Genomic DNA, 23975 nt, shown 5'->3' on the forward strand with positions numbered 1-23975 from the left:
ATGTATGTTGGTGCCCATGTGAGTACAAGGGGCGGATATAGCGGAGCAGCCAAAACGGCGCTAGCGATGGGGGCTAAAGCTTTTCAATATTTCCCGATGAATCCGAGAAGTCTATCAATGAAAATAGTAAATGTGCGGGAAGCCGCATTGTGTGCGGAATTTTGCCGAGAGCATGATATATTGTCTATTGGGCATGCGCCGTACCCGTTGAATCCAGCGGCAGATGCTGCTGAGCGCGATGTAATGGTGAGTTTGATAAAGAACGGGCTTGAGATTACGGAAGCATGCGGATCTGTCGGTCTCGTGGTGCATTTTGGCAAATATGTTGGAAAAGACCCGTTACAAGGTTATAAAAATATAATACAATGTTTGAATAGCGCCACTCAAGGCTATGAGGGGGCGTCTTTCATTTTGCTCGAGAATCAAGCCGGTGAAGGCTCACAGCTTGGTCTTACCTTGGAAGAGATGGCTCAGGTGCGGAAACTGTGTCAGCGCCCGGAGAAAATTGGCTTTTGTTTGGATACGTGCCATGCTTTTGCCAGCGGTTTATGGACGAGCCATGGATGGGGTGAGCTGGAAGCTAGAGGAGAAATTCTTGATTATTTTCCCCATTTGAAAGCTGTTCATCTGAATGATTCCCTTCATCCTTATGGCTCGCGCAGAGATCGTCATGCGAATATTGGAACGGGATATATCGGTCTTGATAATTTTAGACAGCTGCTGTCTTCAGCCTTTTTAAGACGTATTCCGGTTGTTCTCGAAACGGGCAAAGGGAGCAATGGCACTCATTCCGAGGAAATTGCTCTCGTGAAAACTTTATTCAGTAACGCTGACTGACGATCCGCAGGAACAGGAAGGGAAGGAAATCCAGCGATGATTCATGTATACTTAGATGATCTGCGTCCATGTCCCCAAGGATTTACGCTAGCTAGAAATATACAGGAGTGTTTGCTGCTGCTCGAAGAATGTGACATCGATATTTTATCGCTGGATCATGATATGGGCTGGTCTACCGAGCAGACAGGCATGGATGTTGTGATTTGGCTCGTCCAGAAGCGGAAATTCCCGCGACAAATTTATATTCATACCTCCAGCCAGGCAGCCTGTACGGCTATGTATCAGAAGCTTTATACGGCCAAACCTGATGGAACGAGCATCTACGCTCACCGTGTTCCGGACGAGTTGCTGCTGCAAATTGCACAGGGAATATACAAAAGTGAAGTGTAATAAGAAAGGAATGTAGCCTGATATGATTCATTTATCGCATATTCATTTTATCCGAGGCGAACGACATATTTTAAATGATGTGAATGTACATATTCATCCAGGTGAACACTGGGTATTGTTAGGTCGTAACGGGTCAGGCAAAACAACGTTGCTTGAGATGATGAACGGTTACGAATTCCCAAGTCGGGGAACGGTAGACGTGTTAGGAAACCGATATGGCCAATGCGATGTGAGAGAAGTTCGTAAGAGAATTGGTTATATTTCACAGTCGCTTATGGAAAAACTAAATTTAAGTGATCCTGTTATTGAGGTTGTCGCTACCGGCGAGTATGCCTACCTCAGGTTTTATCAAGAGATCCCGCAGGAAGTTTTGGATCGTGCCATGGTTATGCTGGAGCGAGTTCGAATTCCTCATTTAGCTCATCAAACATTAGGCAGTTTGTCGCAAGGTGAACGGAAGAAAGTGATGCTTGCCAGGTCCTTGATGATGAAACCTTCCCTTTTGGTTTTGGATGAACCAGCTGCTGGCCTGGATTTATACGAGAGAGAACGTTTTTTAAGAGATGTTAATGAACTAAGCAAGCAGGACATTACGGTCGTCTATGTGACACATCATATTGAAGAAATTATTCCGTTAATTACGCATGTTGCCATCATCGAACAAGGGGAATTAATTGCTGCTGGGCCTAAGAAAGAGGTGCTGACGCCGGAAAATATCCGTAAAGCTTTTGACGTGGATATTGAATTGGAATGGTTTCAGGATCGACCGTGGATTAAGGTTTTGGATTAAAGAAGATAAAGGATGCGGCTATGACACAAATTACGACATACATTGGTTCTTCGAATCACGGGTTTGCGCAGTACGCGCAGGATGAAATCCGTAAATTATTTCCGCTGACCAAGTTCACCTTACTTGTGCCAACTGAAGTTTTTCTATTCGAAGTGCCATCAGATACGGAAGATGCATTATCACAAATAAAAGAACAAGAACCAATTTTTCTTAGACATATTCAGCCTGTATTTCAGCAATGGGAGATTACAGGAACTGAAGCGGATCTTGAACATCTGAAAGATTGGTTAAAAAAAGCGCACGCAGAAGGGCTTGTTCACTCCGGTGAAAAAATAGCCATCCAAGTGCGTAAAGAAGACCGCGCTGATGTTCCCTACGCCCCCTTTGCCGTCAAGGCTGCATTAGATGAAATCCTTGTTTCGGAAGTTCATGCTGAACCGGTCGTTCGTTATGCTGACCAAATTATATCGATCTACATCCATGCGAAAAAACTGTTTGTAGGGATATCCAAGCCAGCCGATAATTTGTCGGATTGGTCTGGCGGCGCCATTCGTTTTATGAAGGAAGAGGACCAAATTTCACGCGCCAAATTCAAGCTTTTAGAAGCTGAGCAGCGATTTGGTATCGATTTTAGCGTCGCAAGAACGGCTCTTGATATCGGGGCTGCACCGGGTGGTTGGACTTCGTTGTTATTAGAGCGCGGCTTGAAGGTTACGGCCATAGACCCTGCAGCAATGAGTCCAAGGCTCCTTGGCAACCCTAATCTCAAGATTTACAAGAAAAATGCAAGCGATGTGAAGCTTCGGGATCAAGAGTTTGACCTGCTTGTTTGTGACATGAGCTGGGATCCCCGCCAAATGGGGCGTTTGGTCGCAGATTTGCTGTATTCCCTGCAAAGTGGCGGCACGGCGATTATTACGGTCAAGCTGATGCATAAAAAACCGTTCCAAACGGTTCGCGATATTTTACGAATACTCGAGCCATCTCTTTTCCTGCTAAAAGCGAAACAGCTGTTTCATAATCGGGAGGAATTGACGCTTTATTTGCAAAAGATGTAGTATTATTGGAAAATAATGTAGATTTTTATCTTGGCCCCTTTTATAATCAATGTAATTATTACTTGATGAAGGGGGCTTTTTTATCGTAAGCCATAAGAAGAATTGGATTGGAACTTGTATCGGCGGAAGATACCGCATGGAATCTTTGCTAGGGCAAGGAGGGATGAGTCAGGTTTACTTAGCAGAAGATCAAAAGCTCAAAGGGAAGATGTGGGCTGTTAAGGAAGTCCTGCCAGTTGAACAAGACGGGGCATCCTTTCTGGAAGAAGCGGAGATGCTTGCAAGGCTTCATCATCCCCAACTGCCGCAGTTGGTTGATTATTTGATAACGGAAGATGGAACAGGTTTTTTGGTTATGGATTATATTCAAGGACCAACGCTTCAAGATTTATTTGAAGAAAAAGGGCGAGAATTACCCACGGCCAAAGTCGTTCAGATCGCTTTTCAATTATGTGATATCCTGCATTATTTGCATACATTCCAACCTCGCCCGATTATTTACCGGGATCTCAAGCCCTCCAATATCATGTTGAATGAGCAATCGCAAGTCCGGCTAATTGATTTTGGCGTTGCGAGACATTTCACACAAGGCAAACAGACCGATACGATGCAAATGGGGACGATCGGCTTTGCTGCTCCGGAGCAATTTATGGGTTTACAAACCGATGCGCGTTCCGATTTATATTCACTTGGTGCCATGCTCTACTACTTATTAACGGGTGGTCAGTATGCCTATCTCACCAACAAGTCTTTGGATCAGTTAAACCCTGAACTCCCCGAAACACTTACTTCAACAATACGGCTTCTCCTGCAAGAGAATCCTCAGCACCGCTGCCAATCCGCCATGGAAGTGAAGATGAGACTTCGTTCCATATACCCCGATCCCGCACACACGACGGATTATCAAAAACATTCCAATCCAATGCCGCAACAGGATAAATTAATTGTAGTGGGAGGCCTTTTTGCTGGCGTAGGATCGACATTTCTGGCAGTTACAATAGCTAGAATTTTAAACGCCCTCCAGATTCCTAACGCGCTTGTAGAACAACCGACCATCGAACCTGATTTGTACATGCTTTTATACGGAGATCTGAAAGCCCCTAAGAACTACAATTTTGCCGCTCATTCAATGAGAGTGCAAGATCAAAGCTTAGCTTCTTCTCCGTGGGATAAAGGGCATTCAACATGGTTCCCAACACATCCTGACGGATTTCATGAAGACTGGCAGCCAGCAGACTCATTTAAGCTTCTACATATGATCAAAAAGCCAATCGTTCTATGGGACATATCGACTCAATGGGAGCATCCTTCCGTTCAGGAACTCTGTCATAGTGCAGATGACATTATCGTGGTTCTCGATGCTTCACCGGGCAAATGCAATCGGTCTAGCTCACGTGCTAATTTCAATCGTTTTAATTCCTATCAGCAGCGTGGGAAAAAAGTACACTATATTGCTAATGGAAATATGCAAGATCACTTTCATAAGGAATGGATAACATCGCTCCCGGCCTCTCCGTTGTGCACAATGCCAGAGCTCCCTAGAGGGGAAGTCATGCGTGCAGTTTGGAAAGGGGAGTGCATCCAGGATCGCCCCGAAGTATTAAAACAGTTAATGACGGCTTTGTCTCCACTTTTGAAAGAGCTCCTACCAGAGAGTTGTTTACTTGTTAACGAAGGCAAGAGGGCGAAAAATTCCTTGTTTTCAAAGTTAAAAAAGATTAGCAATCGTTAAGTTATAGCCAATTTTGACCAAACGGATGAGAAATATGCTATGATATTGCATGATTAAACAAGCTTGAATGCAAAGGGGCAGTTAGTTATGGAAAAACGATTTGCCAGAGAATCCAGGTGCTTCAAAACATCACGCATTTTTCCCACGGATGTGAATAATCACAACACGCTGTTTGGCGGAAAGCTGATGTCCTACATTGATGATATTGCTTCGATTGCTGCACATAAACATTGCCGGAGATCCGTTGTAACGGCGTCAACCGATTCGGTTGACTTTTTGTATCCGATCCACACTTCGGATTCTGTTTGCTTGGAATCATTTGTGACTTGGACAGGGAAAAGCTCAATGGAAGTTTTTGTGAAAGTCGTTACAGAGGATTTGAAAACCGGAGAAAGAAAAATTGCCGCGACTTCCTTCCTGACTTTTGTTGCCTTGGATGACAATAAAGTACCTGTTGAGGTGCCTCATGTCATTCCGGAAACAGAGGAAGAGACGAAGCTGCATGAATCGGCGCCGCAGCGGGCAGAGATGAGACGTATCCGCAGAGGTGAAAGTAAAAGGCTTGCTGAATTTTTCACGATGAAATATCCTTGGGAATAAAAGGGATTGATTTTTCGGTGAAATGTGGTACAATTTGGATAAATTGTTGGACGAGCGGAAGCACCGCTGGTTTTGGAGATCATCTCCGAAATCGGCGCGTGCTTTTTTTGTTTTTCCTTCAAGGAGAAGGAGGATGATGCTTTGAAAGCTGCTACTGCTATTCGCCTGGCGATCGTACTTGGGGTGGTTGGTCTTGTATTAATCGGCAGTGGCGTATATAGCCAATTCTCATGATTTTTATAGCGTATAGGAGGGGGTTTGGATGAAAAAGTTTCAACTCTATGTCTTAGATGATGACGAGGAATATGCACAGCGACTGGCAGCTTATATACGTGCCTCTGAGTTTGGGGAACGTATGCAGGTGAAGTTGTTTTCGAAATCGGAATTGATTTTGGAAGTTCTTGATGCTCAGCAAGCAGTAGGCGTGTTATTAGTGTCGGAGACATATTATCGTCTTTTTTTAGATCGGAGAACTAACCTTCACAAGATGATTTTAAGCGAAACGATAACGAACTCACTGGATGCAGAAACGAAGGTTCCATTTTTGTACCGGTTTCAATCTTTGCACCATTTGCTTACACGACTTCAGGCTTTCTATGCAGAAAAGCTGAATGAGGAGAGAAGCAGTCACGGAACTAATAAAACCAGCGTCATCTCCGTTTATAGCTCAAGTGGGAATAGTGGTAAAACCATGACGGCTATTCATCTAGCCAAACAGCTTTCTTTTCGTGGTGAGCGAGTCTTTTATTTAAGTCTGGAATCTGTCAGTTCAACTTCACTTTGGCTGATGGGCGAAACAGGGCGGTTTTCACAATTGATATACTACTTGAAAAGTTCGCCTGAATTACTCGGGCCTAAGCTGCAATTACTGAAATCAGTTGACCTGCAGCTGCGAATTGACTATTTGTCGCCTAATGATCAGATCAGGGAAATGCAAGAAATAAGCGGAGAACAGATTCGAATTCTCATCGACACACTTATTTCCTTGAATGAATATGAGTACATCATTATAGATCTGGAAGCTTCCGTGCATCCACGAATCGTAAAAGGACTGGAGGTCAGCGATCATATCATTTGGCTGGTTCGAGATGATCTGAATGATGTTTATAAAACGAAGGTGCTATATAAGCAATTGGGTGCGATGCACAACGTTCATTTTGTAGTGAATAAGTATACTGGCGTGCAGACGAACGATTTCTCGGAGCTTGGGCGTGATATTGCTTTTAACCTTCCTTATATCCCGGAGTGGAAAAGTATTAGATCTCCAGAGCAGATGTGGGCATCCAGTTTATTTTCGGAACAGGCCTATGAGATGGCTGCAGCTCTTTGTATCATCAAAGGAAATGCTGCTTTAAGAGCTGAAGGGGCTGCAGCTTCTTGAAACAAAGTCAATTTGTGATGTTGAAGCAGCAAATTAAAGAAAAGCTTGATCTTTCAATCACGGTTAGTGATGCCAAGTTGATGGTGCTTATTGAAGAAGCAATTTTTCTTGCATCATCGGAGGGGAAATGGACGTCAAACGAAATACACGCTTTAGTTAAGCGTATGTTTGACTCATTTCGAGGTTTGGACATCCTCCAGCCGCTTATCGATGACCCCTCTGTTACTGAAATTATGGTGAATGGGCATGAACATATATTTTTTGAGCGGAGAGGAGCCATTGAGCGATATGCATACTCTTTAGAAAGTGCGGAGAAGCTTGAAGATCTCATCCAGATGATTGTGTCTAAAGTGAATAGGATCGTTAATCAATCAACACCGATTGTCGATGCCCGGCTGCAGGATGGTTCGAGGGTTAATATTGTGCTACCGCCAGCTTCTTTGAGTGGGCCAACGCTGACAATTCGTAAATTTCCTGAGAAACCGCTGCTGATGGAAGATCTGATTCAGATGGGGAGCATCTCTGGGGAGGCTGCGGAAGTACTTCAGGTGCTGGTTGAGTCCGGATATAACATTTTTATCGGAGGTGGTACAGGTTCTGGAAAAACGACCTTTCTTAATGCGTTAAGCAGCTGGATACCCGCTAATGAACGTATTATTACGATTGAAGATTCGGCAGAACTTCAGATACAAACCGTACCCAACCTGGTCAGAATGGAAACCAGAAACGCCAATACAGAAGGCAAGGGTGAAATTACCATTCGGGATTTAATTCGCGCATCGCTCCGGATGCGGCCTAATCGGATTATTGTTGGGGAAGTTCGTGGTGCTGAAGCATTAGATATGTTAGCTGCTATGAACACTGGGCATGATGGGAGCTTAAGTACTGGGCATAGTAACACATCTGAAGATATGCTGAGCAGACTTGAAACCATGGTGTTAAGTGGCGCCTCCCTGCCGATTGAGGTTATCCGTAAGCAGATTGCTTCGGCACTTGACGTGATGATTCATATCAGCCGAATTCGTGATCGAACCCGAAAGGTGACAGAGATTCATGAAGTCATTGGAATGAAGGATGGTGAAGTTCATCTCCACCCGTTGTTTTTATTCGTGGAAAGAGGGGAAGTGACAGACTCTAAGGTAACCGGGGAGCTTGTGTATACAGGCAACCCACTTCAAAACATGCACAAATTACGTATGGCTGGCAAAAGACTGCCAACCTGGTTTTCACACAGAAAGGAAGAGTGTGGAACTGAATGAAAATTATATTGCTTATAATTCTGACAGGAACAATCAGTTGGATTATTCTATTATTCTTGGAGAGGCGCCGGCAAAGCAGCCGTCCTGCTGAGAAGAAGTCTAAAACTCGAGATGTGCACCACCCCCAACGTCATTCCGTCCTCACATTAGTTGACTACAATTGCTATCAATTGACTCCGCGTGAAAAATTGAGCACCTTCCTAATGCTCGCCTTGCCTGCTTTTGTTGTAGGTTATATTTTCTATAAAAGCTTCGTTCTTGCTGCCGCTTTTTCAGCAGTCGGACTGATGTTTCCCCGTATTCGCAAACAGCAATTAATTCAGTTACGCAAAAATAAACTGTTTGTTCAATTCAAACAAGCGCTAAGCTGTTTATCCTCTTCCATGGCCGTCGGTAAATCCATTGAAAGTGCTTTTCAAGAGGCATTAGAAGACTTAAAGCTGCTTTATCCTGACCCTGATTGTTTAATTGTGGTTGAATTCAGCGTTATATGCCGAAAGGTTGAGAACGGCGAGCCCATAGAAGCAGCGCTGAAGCATTTGGCAGATCGCAGTCATTTAGAAGATGTCATCAGTTTCACAGACGTCTTCCTTACCTGCAAGCGTACTGGCGGAAATTTGGTGGAGGTCATGAAGCGTACAGCAACAGTCATTGGAGAAAAACTTGAAATTACTCAGGATATCAACGTCATGATTGCACAGAAGCGGTTTGAGTCGAGGGTGCTATTGTTTGCTCCGATTGTCATTGTTGCCGTACTTGCCTTTTCATCACCGGAGTATATGCAGCCTCTTTATTCAGGGAGCGGGATCCTCATCATGAGTGCGAGCCTGCTCTTGCTGGGCGGATGTTATGTGCTCACTCAAAAAATTATGAATATTAAGGTGTAGCATGTGGATCAATTATTTGCTTATATCTGAAATGTTGATAATTCTCATCTTGCTGTTCTGGGGGCGCAAACGATATGCAGATATCATTACCGCTTACGCTTATCCCTTTAGGATGAAATTACTATTTCCTTGCAGTTATTTAATCGTTGATCAGCTGCGTTTGATGGAAAAGTTGCCGGATTTCACGTCCAAAATCCACCATAATTTAATTAAATTATATGGCAGAAGTTTATCTGCTTATGGGAGTAAATGGTTTTTTGCGGAGATCATTTCGATGAGTTTACTATGTGTTGTTATTGTCACACTTTTCTCGGTGCTCGCAGGAGGCGATGCATCACTTTTGGGCTTTGGTTTCGTCGTTGCGATAGTTCTTCCAATGCTCATGGTGCGCGATTTGGATGTGAAAATTAGAAAAAAACAACTTGTAATGATTATGGAATTGCCTGAAGTATTAAGCACAATCGTGCTGCTGGTTAATGCAGGTGAAACCGTCAATCGCGCATGGATTCGCTGTGTCGAGGTTAGACCTCATAAAGCGCAATCACCGCTATACATAGAACTTGCGCGAGCTGTTCATGAATTGGAGATGAACGTTTCTTTTTCGAAAGTGATGGAAGACTTTAGCAAACGCTGCGCGCTGCATGAGGTGTCTTTGTTTACTTCAGCTATGATGCTCAACTATAAACGGGGAGGAAGTGATTTCGTAGCGGCACTTCATTCGCTATCCCTGGAGCTTTGGCAGCGCAGAAAATCAGCTGCCCGAACGTTAGGAGAGGAAGCCTCCTCTAAGCTTGTTTTTCCCATGGTGCTTATTTTTGTAGTGGTGATGGTGATTGTAGCCATGCCGGCATTACTGATGATGAAATAATGGAGGTAATATACGATGAGAAGCATGTTGGAAAGGTTGAAATCATTTTGGAAAGAGGAAGATGGACTAGGTACTTTAGAGATTTTGTTGATTGTTGCTGTGCTTGTTGCCATAGCAATTATTTTCAGAAAGTGGATAGTCTCGTGGTTTCAAAAGCTGATTGGGGATGCCAATTCTGACCTCAAAGACAATAGTAAGGTGGCTCCTTGTGCGCCAAGTCCAACAACTAGCTGTGCGCCATAGCCGCCATAGCTGCAGACAAAGTTTTAGAGATGGTGAGCAGGGAAGCTTTACATTAGAAGCATCCCTGGTATTGCCACTCATCTTATTTTGCACAATTACTGTCCTTTTCGTTAGCTTATACGCCTATCAAAAAGTATATCTTCAACAAATCGCCAGAACAGCAGCCGAACGGTTAGCTTTTACTTGGGATAACAGCCACAAAGATATAGTGACTGGCAACTTTAACCCCTCGGAGACGGATGGGCTCTACTTTCGACTTACACAAAACCACGTATCCGACTTATTCGGAAGACTGATGTCGAACGAATCATCTGAGATTGCACTTCCATCGGTAGCTGCTGGCGATCTTGTCGAGAAAAAGCTGGCTAAATCGTCCGAATTGCTGCCTCAAGGTGTTACAGGATCAGCTAAGTTTACTAATTTTATTCTAGACCAACAAGTCGAGGTGAAACTCCAAAAACCATTTCATATTTCGCCTGTTATGAGCAAATGGTTTAGGGCTAATCAAACAGGCGGAACTGCTGTCTCGCATGTGGTAGAGCCGGTTGAGCTTATCCGATTAACGGATATTACACGGACATATTTTAAAACGATCAAAGATCGGATTTCTCCTCAAAAAGCGCGAGAGGCGCTTGCAGAACCTAATCAAAGTGATCTGTCAGGTCCGAGTATAACGATAAAATCAGAGCGGCAGGCCGCGGCGTATTTGCGATCTTTGGTTAATGGCACTGAGGTGGTTTTGACGACAGAGTCTGGTAAAAGCAGAACAGTCGATGCGTTGGATGCTCGCGGGATAGGCCATCAAGCCTTTTATAGTTTGACAGAGGCTCAGCTTCGAATGGAGCAGCTTCCTAAGGATCTCGAGCTTATCCAACAGGGCACACAAGTGAAGGGTGTCGTGTGGCATTTCTTCAAAAAAGATGCCGGCGGCAAAGGTATGCCCTCCAATGCTTTTCGAAAAGAGCTTGAGCGGAAAGGGATTGTCGTTGTTATTCATAATTAGAATGGGGGGAGTTTTTGAAGAGATTCGTTCGATCAGAAGGAGGGGCCGTTTCCGTCTATCTGATTCTAATCATTGTACCGGTCTTTTTGTTTCAAGCGGTACTCATTGATTTTGCAAGAATTAAATTGGCGGAAAAAGAGACCGAATCAGCGGTCAAGGCTGCTGCACGCTCAGTGATGTCATCTTTTGATACAAAACTTCAAGCGATGGGCTTATATGGGCTGGGGATCTCGCAAGAGCAATCAGAGGAAGTATTTCGAACCGTTTTTGCTAATAATTTGTCAAGTCAAGTTTCGACAGGCGCTTTTCATTATGTGGATACGAAACCTATCGATCATGGAGATCGTGTTACACCTGTTTATGCATTAGCCAGCCATGAAATTTTTGAGCGTCAATTGTTGGAGGATATGAAAATCAAGGCGCCAATCGAGTTCATGCTGGAGATTACGGATAAATTTCGCAAAACTGGGACGAAAGATCCCTTCCAGTTTGGAAGCCAATTCTCTAAGGAGGCTGCTGAGCTAGAGAAGCTTATAGATCAAAGAGAAAAGCAGTTGGATGAAGCTTGGCAGAGCAGTGAAGAGCTTTATCGCAAAACGAGCCTATTTCATAGTAACTATCAAACCCGTATCGCGGAATTGGACAGTTTAGCCTCCCAAATTGGCATCCATACTGCAGATGAGGTACGAAATGAAATCGTTCATGTAGAAAATCAGCTCCAATCTGTTCAGGCATCGATAAGAGATTTGGATATGTCCATTGCCGCGATCAGCCGAGCAGGTTCGGGCGGTGTGGCAGGCATGAAGGCTATTTTGGAATCCCGTCAGGCATTAAGTAATCAAGCTCAGCTACTATCTCAAAAGCTGAGTGATCTTCAAAATTTGCTGCAATTAATTATTAAATATGTGGCTCTCCTTGCGACTACAAAGCTCGAAGCTCTGGCCAATGCCAAAGAAATTGGGCTGCTGCAGCAGGCGATTGAGCCAGCATTACGTACGGCAAAGCAGCAAAACGATGAAATTCGCACAAAACTTAATGGGATTACTTCACGACCTAATACAGTTAATGCGGGGAGTAGTGCGAACGAGGTTTTTCAAAGTGTACCTGTGTTGGGGGATGAATTCTTTTATAAGTACCAGACAGCTATTGCGAGCATCACGGCATTATTTACAGTTTTTCAAGAAGTAATTGACTCCGTACAACTTTATACTGCTGAAAATACAAACAAAGCCAATCAGGCTAATGATGCTTACTGGATGGAATCGCAAGAATTTTATAACAAGCAAAGCGTACTAGAGAGAACGAGAATGGAACAAAACAGTGCGATCTCAGCGAATAAACAGCAGCAAAAAAGTAAAATTCAAACGATTTTGAATCAAGCGAAGCAATCGATCGGCGGATGCAGCTTAGTGAATGCTCAGAGTAGTGATGATGAACTTTATGATCGTCTTCAAGGTACTGGTTCACAATCATCTTCATCCAGCAAAGGTTACTACCAGAAATATCGGGAGGCTAATGCGCAGGAAGCCACTATCGGCAGTGAAGTTGCTTACGATTTAGAAAAATCTGAGCCGGTTAGCCTTAAAGCAATGGATATGCTTGAAGCCTTCAACAATGCGGCGGAGGTTATGCGTAACGAATTATATGTAAATGAATATGCGCTTACTAAATTTAATTACTGGACGATTGGTTTGGAACATGATCAAACAGGCAGTCCTAAAGTCTTAAGTGATCGAGCAGACCCTAGAAATCATGCGTTAGCAAACCAAGAGGTAGAATATTTACTATATGGATTCTCCTCCTGTTCAGCGAATATTTCATCGGCGTATGCGGAAATGTTTTCTTTTCGCCTGGCAATTCGAACCGTCGAGGCACTGCTCGATCCGAAAAAAGAGCTGCTTAATATTGGCTCTCCGCTGTTGGTACTTCTGGCAGCAGCAGCAGAAGGGGCCGTGTTGGCTTTTCAAGACATGACAAAGCTGGTGAATGGAGAAGCCGTAGAGTTATCCGCAAAATTAGCAGCCCCCGCCTTAAGTTTGACTTATAAGGATTATTTACGGGTCTTTATGCTTATACATAGCAATAACACGAAGCAAATGGCTAGAATGCAGGCGCTCATAGAGCTTGAAACCGGAAGGGATTTAATGCAAGCTACGACATATTTGCAGGGTAACGCCTCAAGTGATATAAAGCTGTGGTTTATTCCTCAAATCATGAAACTCCTGGATGGGAGCGGGTTATTAGGCTGCAAAGTGACAGGGAGTCGATGCCAAATTTCCAGCTCAACTGCAGTAGCGTATTGAACGTTGGGAGGGGCATTATGCTGCACAAGTTTTACTGTGAACAAAAGGGAGGCATCGTAGTGGAGGCTGCTTTAATACTGCCTTTTTTCCTTGCCTTTGTTGTTGGGCTTGTCATTTGTATTCAAATCGCATGCATGGAAATGGCGCTGCAAGCCGGTGTGTCTGAAGCAACGAAATCGATTGCTGGTCAATTATACCCAGTAAGACTTCTCGTGCAAGAAGCTAAAGTGAAATTTGAGCAGAGTGGACCGGCCGACATCATAAATTCAGCCATCAGCCATGTTCAATCTGCACGAGAACAAGTGTCAAATACGGAAAGTTTAGCTGATGAGTATGCTGCATATATTCCTGGACCACTGCTCGAATTAGTTAAATGGGAGAAAGAGAGATGGCTGCAAGGCGAAGAGTTACTGACAGAAGGGAAGGACGAACTGTTTGAGCAGCAAGTAAAACCCCGCCTACATGCCGCGTTTACTCCGATTGTTTACGCTTTTTGCGATGATTCAATCGTACAGCAAACCAACTTTAAAGTTGTTTCTGTGACTCTTCCCAGTTTGTATAACGATGGAGATGCTTATTTTGGAATTGAGGCGGAGATTTCGTATCGCTTACCGATCCCGTTTTTAAGTCAAACGATTATTTTGAAAAAGAGGGCATTTGAACGAGCATGGGTAGGTGCTTAATCGCCGTCTGATAGAGGAGGATTTTGCATTCAATATTTACTATTGGTTTTCGTTACGATTGCTTTTGTTACTGATGTACGAAAAGCTGTGATCCCCAACAAATTAACCATTAGCGGAGCGGTTGCTGGAATCATGTTGAACGTGTCGATAAGCGGACTGAACGGATTAGTTTTCTCGCTTATTGGGGCAGGGAGTGCACTTTTCGCGATGTTCCTACTCTATCTTATTGGTGCTCTTGGAGCAGGGGATGTGAAGCTCTTTACCGCTATTGGAGCTATGATGGGCTTCAGTTTTGTGTTTCAATTGATGCTGTATTCCATACTCTGCGCCGCAGTGATAGGTTTTGTCTTACTACTGATGCACAAACAAGTGGCGGCCACGGGGCAGAAGATGATGAAATGGCTTTTTTCAATTATGGTGCTGCATGATTTGAACATCGTAAAGGGGATGAAACGTGATGCCAATATCAAGTTTCCGTTTATGTATGCCGTTATGCCAGCCGTCGCAATGACCTGGTATTACTCTATTTAAGATGAGGTGGGCCTGTGACAGAGGAATTATTCGGACTGCGATATGAATTTGTATATCAACATGGCCATTGTATGCGTCTTTTTCAAGACGGTGGGGAGGGTTTGACCGTTGAAGCTCTTTCAACTTTGCAAATTAAAATGCTTGAAGCTAATACGATACCAAATATACTTTCGCTTGAAATTCAGGAGATTGATCATCGAGTAAGCCTGCTCTACAGCATAACTGCTAAGAGAATGCTTGCTCAGGTTCTTAAGGTTGAGGAGCCTTCCAAGGTTCAATTCGCCAAGCTTATGTACGCCATTGTTTGTGCTATAGATGAAAGTAAAAACTATATGCTGCACGAGACGGGATTTGTGTTGAAAGATAATTTCATCTTTATAGGCAGTGACTGGTCCGATGTCTTTTTGACATATGTGCCAATGGAACAAGGTATGAAGGAATGCTCTGTATACAATGCAATAAAAGATTTAATGAAGCAGATCAGTTCAAAGTTGAACGACAAAATAAGGGAAGATATAGACAGTTGGTTAGAATCTGACACATCATCAAGTACGCCGCAAAGTCTCCAAAATCTCAAAATGAACCTGCTGAAACTAATGGATCCGCAACCTCCGGTTCATGAGGGGCTGCCGAAGCCGGTTTGGAAACAAAACATCAAGCAGATCGACACAACGAATTCCATTGATGAGTCGCCGATGATTACGCCAAAAGCGGATGTGCAACAAGATATAAAAAATGGACAAACAGTCGCTTTTTATTCAATCACACAGAGAACACAATTCCTTGTCCTAATTGGTAACATCCTCGTAATGGCTTTTCTCTGGCAGAATCATGTATCTTCCCCCTCAACTAGTTCGCTGCACCTGTCAGCCGGAATGACTATTTTATTAGCAGATGTTTGGTTTGTATTAAAATTTTTGGGGCTCCCGCGGTACAGAAGCGCCGGTGAAAAGCAGGTGCCGCTCTTTTCCGATAAACTGGAGAAGCATTTTGAAAATAAAAAAGAGGCAATTACGGTATCTAACGTTGATCCTCAGGATATTCAAAGTCATTATCAAAACCTACATATGCATACAACATTAATTCAAAACAACCATAGGAATGCAACCGTTTTTCTTGGAAACCTTAAGCCGGAAGGGCCAAGGCTCGAAGTGCAAATTCAAGGTATGCCGAAATCAGTGCCAATCCTTAGCGATCATTTCACGATTGGCCGTGGAGATGCGAATTTAAAAGCGGATTATGTCTTGGAAGAAGCAGGTGTTTCCAGAATTCATGCTGAGATAACAAAATCTGAAAAGGGTTATGCACTGAAGGATACAGGTTCCACGAATGGAACTTCTCTCAATGGAGAAACGATAGTTACCTATCAATCTTACTTGCTAAAAGATGGCGACGAGATTCAGATTGTGTGCCAAACCATGATATTTCGATATTGAAAATTTAACTATTTCCTGTCTAGCTCTAGCAGTGGTATAATAAGAAGTCACGAGTATGTGCGATTTTTTAACAGACAGGAGTTTAGATTTTTAAAATGAGTCTTTTGACGATAGAAGATTTGAGCCACAGTTTCGGGGATCGAACGTTATTTAAAAATGTTTCCTTCCGTCTACTGGCAGGCGAGCGCGTCGGCATAGTTGGAGCAAATGGTGTGGGGAAATCCACATTAATGAATATATTGACCGGAAAATTATTGAAAGACACAGGGAAAGTAGAATGGACGCCAAGAGTTCATTATGGATATTTGGATCAGCATTCGGTACTAACGCCGGGCAAAACGATTCGTGATATTTTACGCGATGCGTTCCTGCCTCTTTTTGAAGAAGAGAGAGCAATGATGGCCATTACGGAAAAGATGGCGGATGCTTCGCCGGAAGAACTGGAAGTTCTTCTTGAACAAATGGGCGAGATCCAGGAGCGTCTGGAAATCGGCGGTTTCTACTTGCTGGATGTCAAAATTGAAGAAATGGCGAACGGACTTGGTCTTAATGTAATTGGGTTGGACCGAGACGTGACATCACTAAGCGGTGGGCAGCGGACCAAAGTTCTTTTGGCCAAGCTGCTTTTGGAGAAACCAACCGTGCTGCTGTTAGACGAGCCTACGAACTATTTGGACGTCGAACACATTGAGTGGTTGAAAAACTATCTCAAAGATTATCCGTTTGCGTTTATGCTGATCTCACATGATACGGAATTCATGAATGAGGTCGTTAACGTAATCTATCACTTGGAATTTACGAAGCTGACTCGTTATACAGCGAACTATGAGAAATTCCTGGATATGGCGGAAATGAACAAATCGCAACATATCGATGCGTATGAGAAGCAGCAGGAGTACATCAAAAAACAGGAAGACTTTATTGCTCGCAATAAAGCCAGGGCTTCGACCTCTACGCGTGCCAAAAGCCGTCAAAAGCAGTTGGAGAAAGTGGATCGAATCGAAAAGCCGGAAACTGCGATGAAACCAACGTTCATATTTAAGGAATCTCGTACAAGTGGTAGAATCGTATTTGAGGCGGAGAATTTGGAAATCGGATACGACCGGCCGCTTTTACCGAAAATGAATGTGACGATTGAACGCGGCGAGAAAATTGCGATCGTTGGCTGCAACGGTGTGGGGAAATCTACACTTCTCAAAACGATTCTAGGGAAAATTGAACCTTTCAGCGGCAAAACGTATCAAGGCGATTACTTAAGCCCGGCTTACTTTGAGCAAGAGGTTAAAGCGCCCAATATGACACCGATTGACGATGTTTGGAATGAGTTTTCTTCCATGAATCAGAATGAAGTCAGAGGCGCTCTGGCAAGATGCGGTTTGAAAAATGAACACATCACGCGTGCCATGAGCATGCTCAGCGGGGGAGAGCAAGCCAAAGTCAGGCTTTGCAAACTACTGATGAGAGAAAGCAACTGGCTGTTGTTCGATGAGCCTACCAACCATTTGGACGTTGTGGCCAAAGAAGAACTTCAAAGAGCTTTGATCGCTTATAAAGGAACCGTTTTGCTTGTTTGCCACGAACCGGAATTTTATGAAGGTTGGGTAACCAGAGTTTGGAATGTGGAAGAATGGTCTGCCAAAGCAAAAGTCACGAATTAACCAATTAGGAGGAAATGTCCATGTTAACTCATGTTGTGTTTTTTAAGCTCAAAGATCGTAGCCCTGAAGCGGTGGAAGTAACGAAAGCGGTTCTTACGAACATGGAAGGGAAAATTCCGGTGTTGCGCCATATTGAAGTAGGGACGGATATTCTTCATTTGGAGCGTTCGTATGATATTGCATTGATTACAAAATTCGATTCCGTTGAAGATCTAAAAACATATGACACGCACCCTATTCATGAAGGTGTGAAGGCCCATATGAAGACAGTACTTGATGGGACTTCCATTTGTGTTGATTTTGTAAGCTAATTGGGTTTGAAAAACATAAGGGAACAGTGTAGTATCCTTAGAAGGGGTTAGCATTGCGGCTTTTGCCGCTAGCGCAGCTAAAATTCCTGGGCTGCACTGTTTTTTGTGTGTTTACAGGTATCTTCATAATTTATAGAAAAGGGAGGAATCCCGAGTGAAATCCAAATTAAATAAAGCTTATATGACGGAAGTGCTCGAGATGCTGCTGCGTACGCCAAGTCCGACTGGTTACACGCACCACATTATGAAAAAGGTCGAACAAGAAGTGAATAAGCTTGGTTATGAGCTTACATATACGAATAAGGGCTGCGGCATTGTGACGGTTCCAGGTGTCCGTAACGACCGGGTTATTGGTATTTCTGCACATGTGGATACCCTTGGTGCTATGGTACGTTCTATTAAAGAGAACGGCACGCTTAAGATCACTTCATTGGGCGGATTCATGATGGGCGCTATTGAGAATGAATATGTTCAAATTCATACACGCGACGAACGCGTTTATGATGGGACAATTCTCACCTCAAGACCATCTGTACACGTGTATGAAGATGCCAGAGAGTTCAAACGCGATGAAGCTCATATGGAAGTGCGCATTGATGAGCTAGTTAAATCCAAAAAAGAAGTTCAGGATCTTGGGATCCGGGTTGGAGATTACATTTCGTTCGATCCGCGTGTACAAGTGAAGGAAAATGGCCTCGTGAAATCCCGTCATTTGGATGATAAAGCAAGTGTAGCTTCGTTATTCGGTTTGCTAGGACTTATCAAAGAAGAAGGTCTGCAGCCGCTCTTCACGATAAAACTGTTTTTCTCCAATTATGAAGAGGTTGGGCATGGGTCATCTTTTATTCCGGAAGATATTACGGATTTGATTGCCGTAGATATGGGTGCGCTTGGCGATGACTTGAGCGGTAGCGAGCGTGATGTCTCCATTTGCGCGAAGGATTCGTCAGGTCCTTATGACTATCAAATGACTTCCAAAATGATTGAGCTTTCCGAGAAGCTGGAAATCGGCTACGCCGTTGATATTTATCCAAGGTATGGCTCGGACGCTTCGGCCGCGCTCAGAGGCGGACGCGATATTCGCGCCGCGCTGATTGGTCCTGGTGTTCATGCGTCACACAGCATGGAGCGGACGCATATGGATGCTGTAGTTAACACAGCAGCGCTTCTTGCAGCCTATGTCATGGAGCCAGTGGAAGCATGAACATTTTGAGTGCAGTTAATATTACCAAAACCTATGGAGACAAGGTTTTGTTCGATGACATCACGTTCACGGTGAACGAGAAGCAGCGCATCGGACTCATCGGCGTGAACGGCACAGGCAAGTCCACGCTGCTGAAGCTGCTGGCGGGACTGGAAACTGCGGATCGCGGCAAACTCGTGCACGCGAACCATTTCCGAGTGGAATACTTGCCGCAGAACCCGGAGTTCGATCCGAACTCCACCGTGCTTGAGCAAGTATTCCACGGCGACACGCCGCTCATGAAGACGCTGCGCGACTATGAGCTGGCCCTGGCTGAACTGGAGCTGGATCCCTCCAGCGAGAAAAAGCAGGCGCGGCTGTTCACAGCCCAATCGCGCATGGACGAACAAGGTGCCTGGGAAGCCAGCACCTTGGCCAAAACCGTGCTGATGAAGCTGGGCATCAGCGAGTTCGACAAGCCCGTCGGCCTGCTGTCCGGCGGGCAGCGCAAACGCGTCGCCATGGCGCGCGTTCTGATCCAACCCGCCGATCTGCTCATCCTGGATGAGCCGACGAACCATATCGACAACGAGACCGCAATCTGGCTCGAGGAATTCCTCGGCAAGTGGCGCGGCGCATTGCTGCTCGTTACCCATGACCGGTACTTCCTGGAGCGGGTGACGAACCGCATCTTGGAACTGGACCGGGGCAAGATCTACAGCTACGAGGGCAACTATGAGGCGTTCCTCGAGAAGAAGGCGGAGCGGATGGAGTCCGAAGCCGCCAGCGAAGATAAGCGGCAGAATCTCATGCGCCGCGAGTTGGCTTGGCTCCGTCGCGGTGCGAAAGCGCGCACGACGAAGCAGAAGGCGCGCGTGCAGCGCGCCGAAGAGCTGCGGGACACCAAGGTGGATGGTCCCGCAGACAAGCTGGACATGGCGCTGGCTGGCAGCCGCCTTGGCAAGAAGGTGATGGAGCTGGAAGCCGTCACCAAAGCTTTCCCAGGCGGGAAGACGCTGCTGAGCGGCTTCAGCTACATCGTGATGCCGAAGGATCGCCTCGGCATCATTGGCCCTAACGGCAGCGGCAAATCGACGCTGCTGAACATGCTCGCCGGGCGTATTCAGCCCGACAGCGGGACGATCGAGACCGGCCAAACCGTGAAACTTGCGTATTACACGCAAGAAACGGTCGAGATGGATGAAAAGATGCGCGTCATCGACTATATCAAGGAAGCAGCTGAACTGGTTCGCACGTCGGATGGCGAAACGATCCCTGCTTCGCAAATGCTTGAGCGCTTCCTGTTCTCCCCTACACTGCAGTGGTCACCTATTGGGAAGCTGTCAGGCGGCGAGCGCCGCAGACTATATTTGCTGCGCACGCTTATGGGAGAACCGAATGTTCTGCTCCTCGATGAGCCGACGAACGATTTGGACATCCAAACATTGACCATACTGGAAGATTATCTGGATCATTTCCCAGGTGCGGTTATTACGGTCTCCCATGATCGGTACTTTTTGGATCGCACGGTTACGCATCTGTTTGCTTTTGATGGCCAGGGAGGAATCGAGCCTTACATTGGCAACTACTCCGACTATTTGGAGGAGAAGCAAGAGCAAGAAGAAGCGGAGCAGGCACGTAAAGAATTGGTGCGTCAAGCAAGTAGCAATTCTGGCTCTAGCAAAACAGCGGCCAATCAATCAGCAGCTTCGAGTGGCTCAGCGAATACAAACCGTCCTAAGAAACTGACTTTCAAAGAACAGAAGGAATGGGATGAAATCGAGGGGACGATTGCGTCTTTGGAAGACAAGGCGGCAAGCTTGAAACAGCAGATTGAAGCTGCTGGCAGCGACTTTGACCGTGTTCGCGATTTGTATGAGCAGGAGCAGCAAACAACGGCCGATTTGGAAGCAGCAATGGAAAGATGGACTTATTTATCCGAGTTGGTAGAAGAAATAGAGCGAAATAAGTTATGATAGAAGAAACTATAATAAAGGCAGGTAAGTATTCCACATGATTAATGTTAATAACGTGACACTTCGTTACGGCAAAAGAGCGCTTTTCGAAGATGCGAATATTAAATTTACTCCAGGTAACTGTTACGGTCTAATCGGCGCGAACGGTGCAGGGAAATCCACATTTCTAAAAATTCTTTCCGGTGAAATTGAGCCTAACACAGGTGAAGTATCGATCACGCCAGGTGAAAGAATGGCCGTTCTGAAACAAAACCACTACGAGTTTGACGAAATCGAAGTTTTGAAAACCGTTGTGATGGGGCATGCTCGTTTGTTCAAAATCATGGAAGAGAAGGATGCGCTGTACGCGAAAGCGGATTTCTCTGAAGAAGATGGCATGAGAGCTGCTGAATTGGAAGGCGAGTTCCAGGATCTGGACGGTTGGCAGGCGGAATCCGATGCGGCAGAACTACTAATTGGATTGGGCATCCCAACTTCCCTGCATGATACGAAGATGAAAGACCTCGACGGCAATGAGAAGGTTCGTGTTCTCTTGGCGCAAGCGCTGTTCGGCAATCCGAACATTTTGCTCCTCGATGAGCCTACCAACCATTTGAACTTGGAGTCGATTCGTTGGCTGGAGAACTTCCTTGCCCGTTTTGAAGGCACCGTTATCGTTGTATCCCATGATCGTCACTTCCTGAACCAGGTATGTACACACATTGCGGATATTGATTTTGGTAAAATTCAAATGTATGTCGGGAACTACGATTTCTGGTACGAATCCAGTCAACTTGCTCTACGCCTTGCTAGAGATGCGAACAAGAAGACGGAAGAAAAACGTAAAGAATTGGAAGCCTTTATCGCTCGATTCAGTGCGAATGCGTCCAAATCCAAGCAAGCGACTTCCCGTAAAAAGCAGCTTGAGAAGCTCACGCTTGAAGATATTCGTCCTTCCAGCCGTAAATATCCGTTCATTCACTTCAAAGGTGAGCGCGAAGCTGGTAAACAATTGTTGGCTGTTGAAAGCATCTCGAAAACAATTGATGGCGTAAAAGTATTGAATAATGTAACGTTCACGCTGAACAAAGGGGATAAAGTAGCTTTTGTCGGTCCGGACGGTATTGCCAAAACAACGCTTTTCAAAATCCTGATGGGTGAGATGGAAGCGGATGAAGGTACATTCTCATGGGGGGTAACGACTTCCCAAGCTTATTTCCCGAAAGACAGCCAAGATTACTTTAATTCCGAGTTGAACTTGGTGGATTGGCTTCGTCAATACTCCAAAGACCCGGATGAATCATTCCTTCGTGGATTCTTAGGACGTATGTTATTCTCTGGGGAAGAAGCTTTGAAGAAAGCTAACGTTCTATCCGGGGGAGAAAAAGTACGCTGCATGTTCTCCAAAATGATGCTTAGCGGTGCAAATGTTCTCATTCTTGATGAGCCTACGAACCATTTGGATTTGGAGTCCATCACAGCGCTTAATAACGGACTTGTTGATTTCGACGGTACGATGTTGTTCGTTTCCCATGACCATCAGTTCATTCAAACGATTGCAAATCGCGTAATGGAAATCACGCCGAAAGGTCTCATCGACAAAATGCTTACGTATGATGAATACCTGGATAGTGAAGATGTGAAAAAACAACGCGAAGCTCAATACGCGTAGGACCAAATGAAAAGCGCCCTGATGTGTGACTCTCAGGGCGCTTTTACCTACATAGTTCTAGCTTCCGCCAGTACGACGGCGTTGATTATTTACTTTTTTCGTCATTTGGCTTTTTGCACTTTGGTTGGTATTGCCTGCTTGTTTAGGGTTAGACCGTGCTGCGGCTTGATCCGCTTTCTTCTGAGCTAACTTTTGTTTAATGGCATCGGCTAGGCTTACTTTCTTAGGACCCTGTTGTTCTTCCAGCTGATCTTGTGGCTTGTCTGACATAGAAACACCTTCTTTACCGTGATATGTTAATAGTATAATCGAATCAAACAAAAGATGAAAGAAGGTGTGAACGATGTTTGACCCAACGATCTATGACAACATTAAGGTGGTTCTGGAAGGAGCCGTCTACGACTTGGATTTGGATGGCAAAATTATTATCACACGCCGGGAAGATCTTGTGGATCTGTCTTCCATGTCTCGAACGTATGCGATTGAATTTGCAAGAAAGATCGATAAGCCGAGCAAAGCTGAAATCAATTTACATGTTCATTTAAGCGATTTGGCTGCTGAAATTTTAGAGAATCCTACAGCTAAACCGGGATGTACGCTTACGATTAAGCTTTTCACGAAGGTTAAGAACCCGGAAATGGAATGTAAGCATATCGAAGAGCAGTTAGGCCTCATCTGGGAGCATCGTCCACAAATCACACAACTTCTTTCTTACAAATACGGCATTTTTCCGTTGGTTTATCATAATCAAATTACACTTTCATTCGGCAGAAAAATCGATGAAAGCCATTTGGATGATTTCCCCCATCTGATCGGTTATGCGGCTGACAGTTTGGCTTGGTTAGATGAACGAGGAGGTTAGCATGAAGGAACTATCTCAACAGGAATTGTTGGAGATCGTTAACAGGCAGGAGGAGTCCTTTGCTGTATTTTTGTACACGCCGTTTTGTGGAACATGCAAAGTGACTGAACGTATGCTGGAGATCATTATGACGATGAAGCCTTCTTTGCCGCTTTATAAAAGCAATATTAATTTTCTGCCGCAAATTAGCCGTGAATGGCAAGTGACCAGTGTGCCGTGCATTGCTATTTTTGAACAGGGACATGACAAACAATTGATTTACCGCATGCAATCGGTGGATGAGCTATATCGCAAACTGCTGCCACTGAGCAGCAAATAACTATAGGAGATGAT

General features: G+C 44.7%; 24 protein-coding genes. 23 read left to right on the forward strand and 1 reads right to left on the reverse strand.

Going from position 1 to position 23975, the window contains the following annotated elements:
- The 21 genes from PCH02S_RS07885 to PCH02S_RS07985 all read left to right on the forward strand — a co-directional run bounded on the left by PCH02S_RS07885 (position 1) and on the right by PCH02S_RS07985 (position 22780).
- Positions 1-837 (forward strand): deoxyribonuclease IV, encoded by an 837-nt coding sequence (locus PCH02S_RS07885; RefSeq protein ID WP_127451721.1) that lies wholly within the window; start codon positions 1-3, stop codon positions 835-837.
- Between the two features lie 36 nt (positions 838-873).
- Positions 874-1227: a cyclic-phosphate processing receiver domain-containing protein gene (locus PCH02S_RS07890; RefSeq protein ID WP_127451723.1), complete on the forward strand. Its 354-nt coding sequence runs from the start codon at positions 874-876 to the stop codon at positions 1225-1227.
- 22 nt (positions 1228-1249) lie between these two features.
- Positions 1250-2017 (forward strand): ABC transporter ATP-binding protein, encoded by a 768-nt coding sequence (locus PCH02S_RS07895; protein ID WP_127451725.1) that lies wholly within the window; start codon positions 1250-1252, stop codon positions 2015-2017.
- Between the two features lie 20 nt (positions 2018-2037).
- Positions 2038-3075 carry an SAM-dependent methyltransferase gene (locus tag PCH02S_RS07900; protein ID WP_127451727.1) on the forward strand — a complete coding sequence of 346 codons (1038 nt, stop codon included), beginning with the start codon at positions 2038-2040 and terminating at the stop codon, positions 3073-3075.
- Between the two features lie 136 nt (positions 3076-3211).
- On the forward strand, positions 3212-4807 hold the full coding sequence (locus PCH02S_RS07905; RefSeq protein WP_127451729.1) for a serine/threonine-protein kinase: 1596 nt from the start codon (positions 3212-3214) through the stop codon (positions 4805-4807).
- Between the two features lie 87 nt (positions 4808-4894).
- Complete coding sequence (locus PCH02S_RS07910) at positions 4895-5407, forward strand: acyl-CoA thioesterase (RefSeq protein ID WP_127451731.1); 513 nt, start codon at positions 4895-4897, stop codon at positions 5405-5407.
- Positions 5408-5669: 262 nt separating this feature from the next.
- Complete coding sequence (locus PCH02S_RS07915; RefSeq protein WP_127451733.1) at positions 5670-6788, forward strand: nucleotide-binding protein; 1119 nt, start codon at positions 5670-5672, stop codon at positions 6786-6788.
- Complete coding sequence (locus tag PCH02S_RS07920) at positions 6785-8047, forward strand: CpaF family protein (RefSeq protein WP_407670039.1); 1263 nt, start codon at positions 6785-6787, stop codon at positions 8045-8047. Before PCH02S_RS07915 ends, PCH02S_RS07920 begins: the two co-directional genes overlap by 4 nt.
- Positions 8044-8934, forward strand: a complete 891-nt coding sequence (locus PCH02S_RS07925) for a type II secretion system F family protein (RefSeq protein WP_127451735.1) — start codon at positions 8044-8046, stop codon at positions 8932-8934. Before PCH02S_RS07920 ends, PCH02S_RS07925 begins: the two co-directional genes overlap by 4 nt.
- Positions 8935-9208: 274 nt before the next feature.
- Entirely contained in the window at positions 9209-9802 is a 594-nt protein-coding gene (locus PCH02S_RS07930) for a type II secretion system F family protein (RefSeq protein ID WP_164819473.1), read from the forward strand.
- Positions 9803-9817: 15 nt separating this feature from the next.
- Entirely contained in the window at positions 9818-10045 is a 228-nt protein-coding gene (locus PCH02S_RS07935) for a Flp1 family type IVb pilin (protein ID WP_127451739.1), read from the forward strand.
- A complete protein-coding gene (locus tag PCH02S_RS07940) occupies positions 10011-11048 on the forward strand; it encodes a TadE/TadG family type IV pilus assembly protein (protein WP_164819474.1) in 1038 nt (345 codons plus the stop codon). The genes PCH02S_RS07935 and PCH02S_RS07940 overlap by 35 nt, the downstream gene beginning before the upstream one ends.
- A 14-nt stretch (positions 11049-11062) precedes the next feature.
- Positions 11063-13351, forward strand: a complete 2289-nt coding sequence (locus tag PCH02S_RS07945) for a coiled-coil domain-containing protein (protein ID WP_127451742.1) — start codon at positions 11063-11065, stop codon at positions 13349-13351.
- 59 nt (positions 13352-13410) lie between these two features.
- The gene (locus PCH02S_RS07950; protein WP_127451744.1) at positions 13411-14034 is read left to right on the forward strand and encodes a pilus assembly protein; all 624 of its coding nucleotides are present in this window, start codon (positions 13411-13413) and stop codon (positions 14032-14034) included.
- A gap of 42 nt (positions 14035-14076) precedes the next feature.
- Positions 14077-14565, forward strand: coding sequence for an A24 family peptidase (locus PCH02S_RS07955; RefSeq protein WP_164819475.1), 489 nt, complete (start codon positions 14077-14079; stop codon positions 14563-14565).
- A gap of 14 nt (positions 14566-14579) precedes the next feature.
- A complete protein-coding gene (locus tag PCH02S_RS07960; protein WP_127451748.1) occupies positions 14580-16001 on the forward strand; it encodes a DUF6382 domain-containing protein in 1422 nt (473 codons plus the stop codon).
- A 95-nt stretch (positions 16002-16096) separates the two neighbouring features.
- Positions 16097-17659: an ABC-F family ATP-binding cassette domain-containing protein gene (locus tag PCH02S_RS07965; RefSeq protein WP_127451750.1), complete on the forward strand. Its 1563-nt coding sequence runs from the start codon at positions 16097-16099 to the stop codon at positions 17657-17659.
- Between the two features lie 20 nt (positions 17660-17679).
- Positions 17680-17970, forward strand: a complete 291-nt coding sequence (locus tag PCH02S_RS07970; protein WP_127451752.1) for a Dabb family protein — start codon at positions 17680-17682, stop codon at positions 17968-17970.
- Between the two features lie 181 nt (positions 17971-18151).
- The gene (locus PCH02S_RS07975; protein ID WP_174806749.1) at positions 18152-19174 is read left to right on the forward strand and encodes a M42 family metallopeptidase; all 1023 of its coding nucleotides are present in this window, start codon (positions 18152-18154) and stop codon (positions 19172-19174) included.
- Positions 19171-21129, forward strand: a complete 1959-nt coding sequence (locus PCH02S_RS07980; RefSeq protein WP_127451756.1) for an ABC-F family ATP-binding cassette domain-containing protein — start codon at positions 19171-19173, stop codon at positions 21127-21129. The genes PCH02S_RS07975 and PCH02S_RS07980 overlap by 4 nt, the downstream gene beginning before the upstream one ends.
- Before the next feature lie 37 nt (positions 21130-21166).
- Positions 21167-22780: an ABC-F family ATP-binding cassette domain-containing protein gene (locus PCH02S_RS07985; protein ID WP_127451758.1), complete on the forward strand. Its 1614-nt coding sequence runs from the start codon at positions 21167-21169 to the stop codon at positions 22778-22780.
- A gap of 57 nt (positions 22781-22837) precedes the next feature.
- Here PCH02S_RS07985 and PCH02S_RS07990 read toward each other — a convergent pair whose 3' ends face one another.
- Positions 22838-23050 carry a hypothetical protein gene (locus PCH02S_RS07990; RefSeq protein ID WP_127451760.1) on the reverse strand — a complete coding sequence of 71 codons (213 nt, stop codon included), beginning with the start codon at positions 23048-23050 and terminating at the stop codon, positions 22838-22840.
- Positions 23051-23123: 73 nt separating this feature from the next.
- Here PCH02S_RS07990 and PCH02S_RS07995 point away from each other — a divergent pair, with 73 nt between their 5' ends.
- Positions 23124-23642: a hypothetical protein gene (locus PCH02S_RS07995; RefSeq protein ID WP_127451762.1), complete on the forward strand. Its 519-nt coding sequence runs from the start codon at positions 23124-23126 to the stop codon at positions 23640-23642.
- Between the two features lies 1 nt (position 23643).
- Complete coding sequence (locus tag PCH02S_RS08000) at positions 23644-23961, forward strand: thioredoxin family protein (RefSeq protein WP_164819476.1); 318 nt, start codon at positions 23644-23646, stop codon at positions 23959-23961.
- The last annotated feature ends 14 nt before the right edge of the window (positions 23962-23975 follow it).

It is taken from the genome of Paenibacillus chondroitinus NBRC 15376 (genome assembly GCF_004000765.1).
Taxonomy (GTDB): domain Bacteria; phylum Bacillota; class Bacilli; order Paenibacillales; family NBRC-103111; genus Paenibacillus_E; species Paenibacillus_E chondroitinus.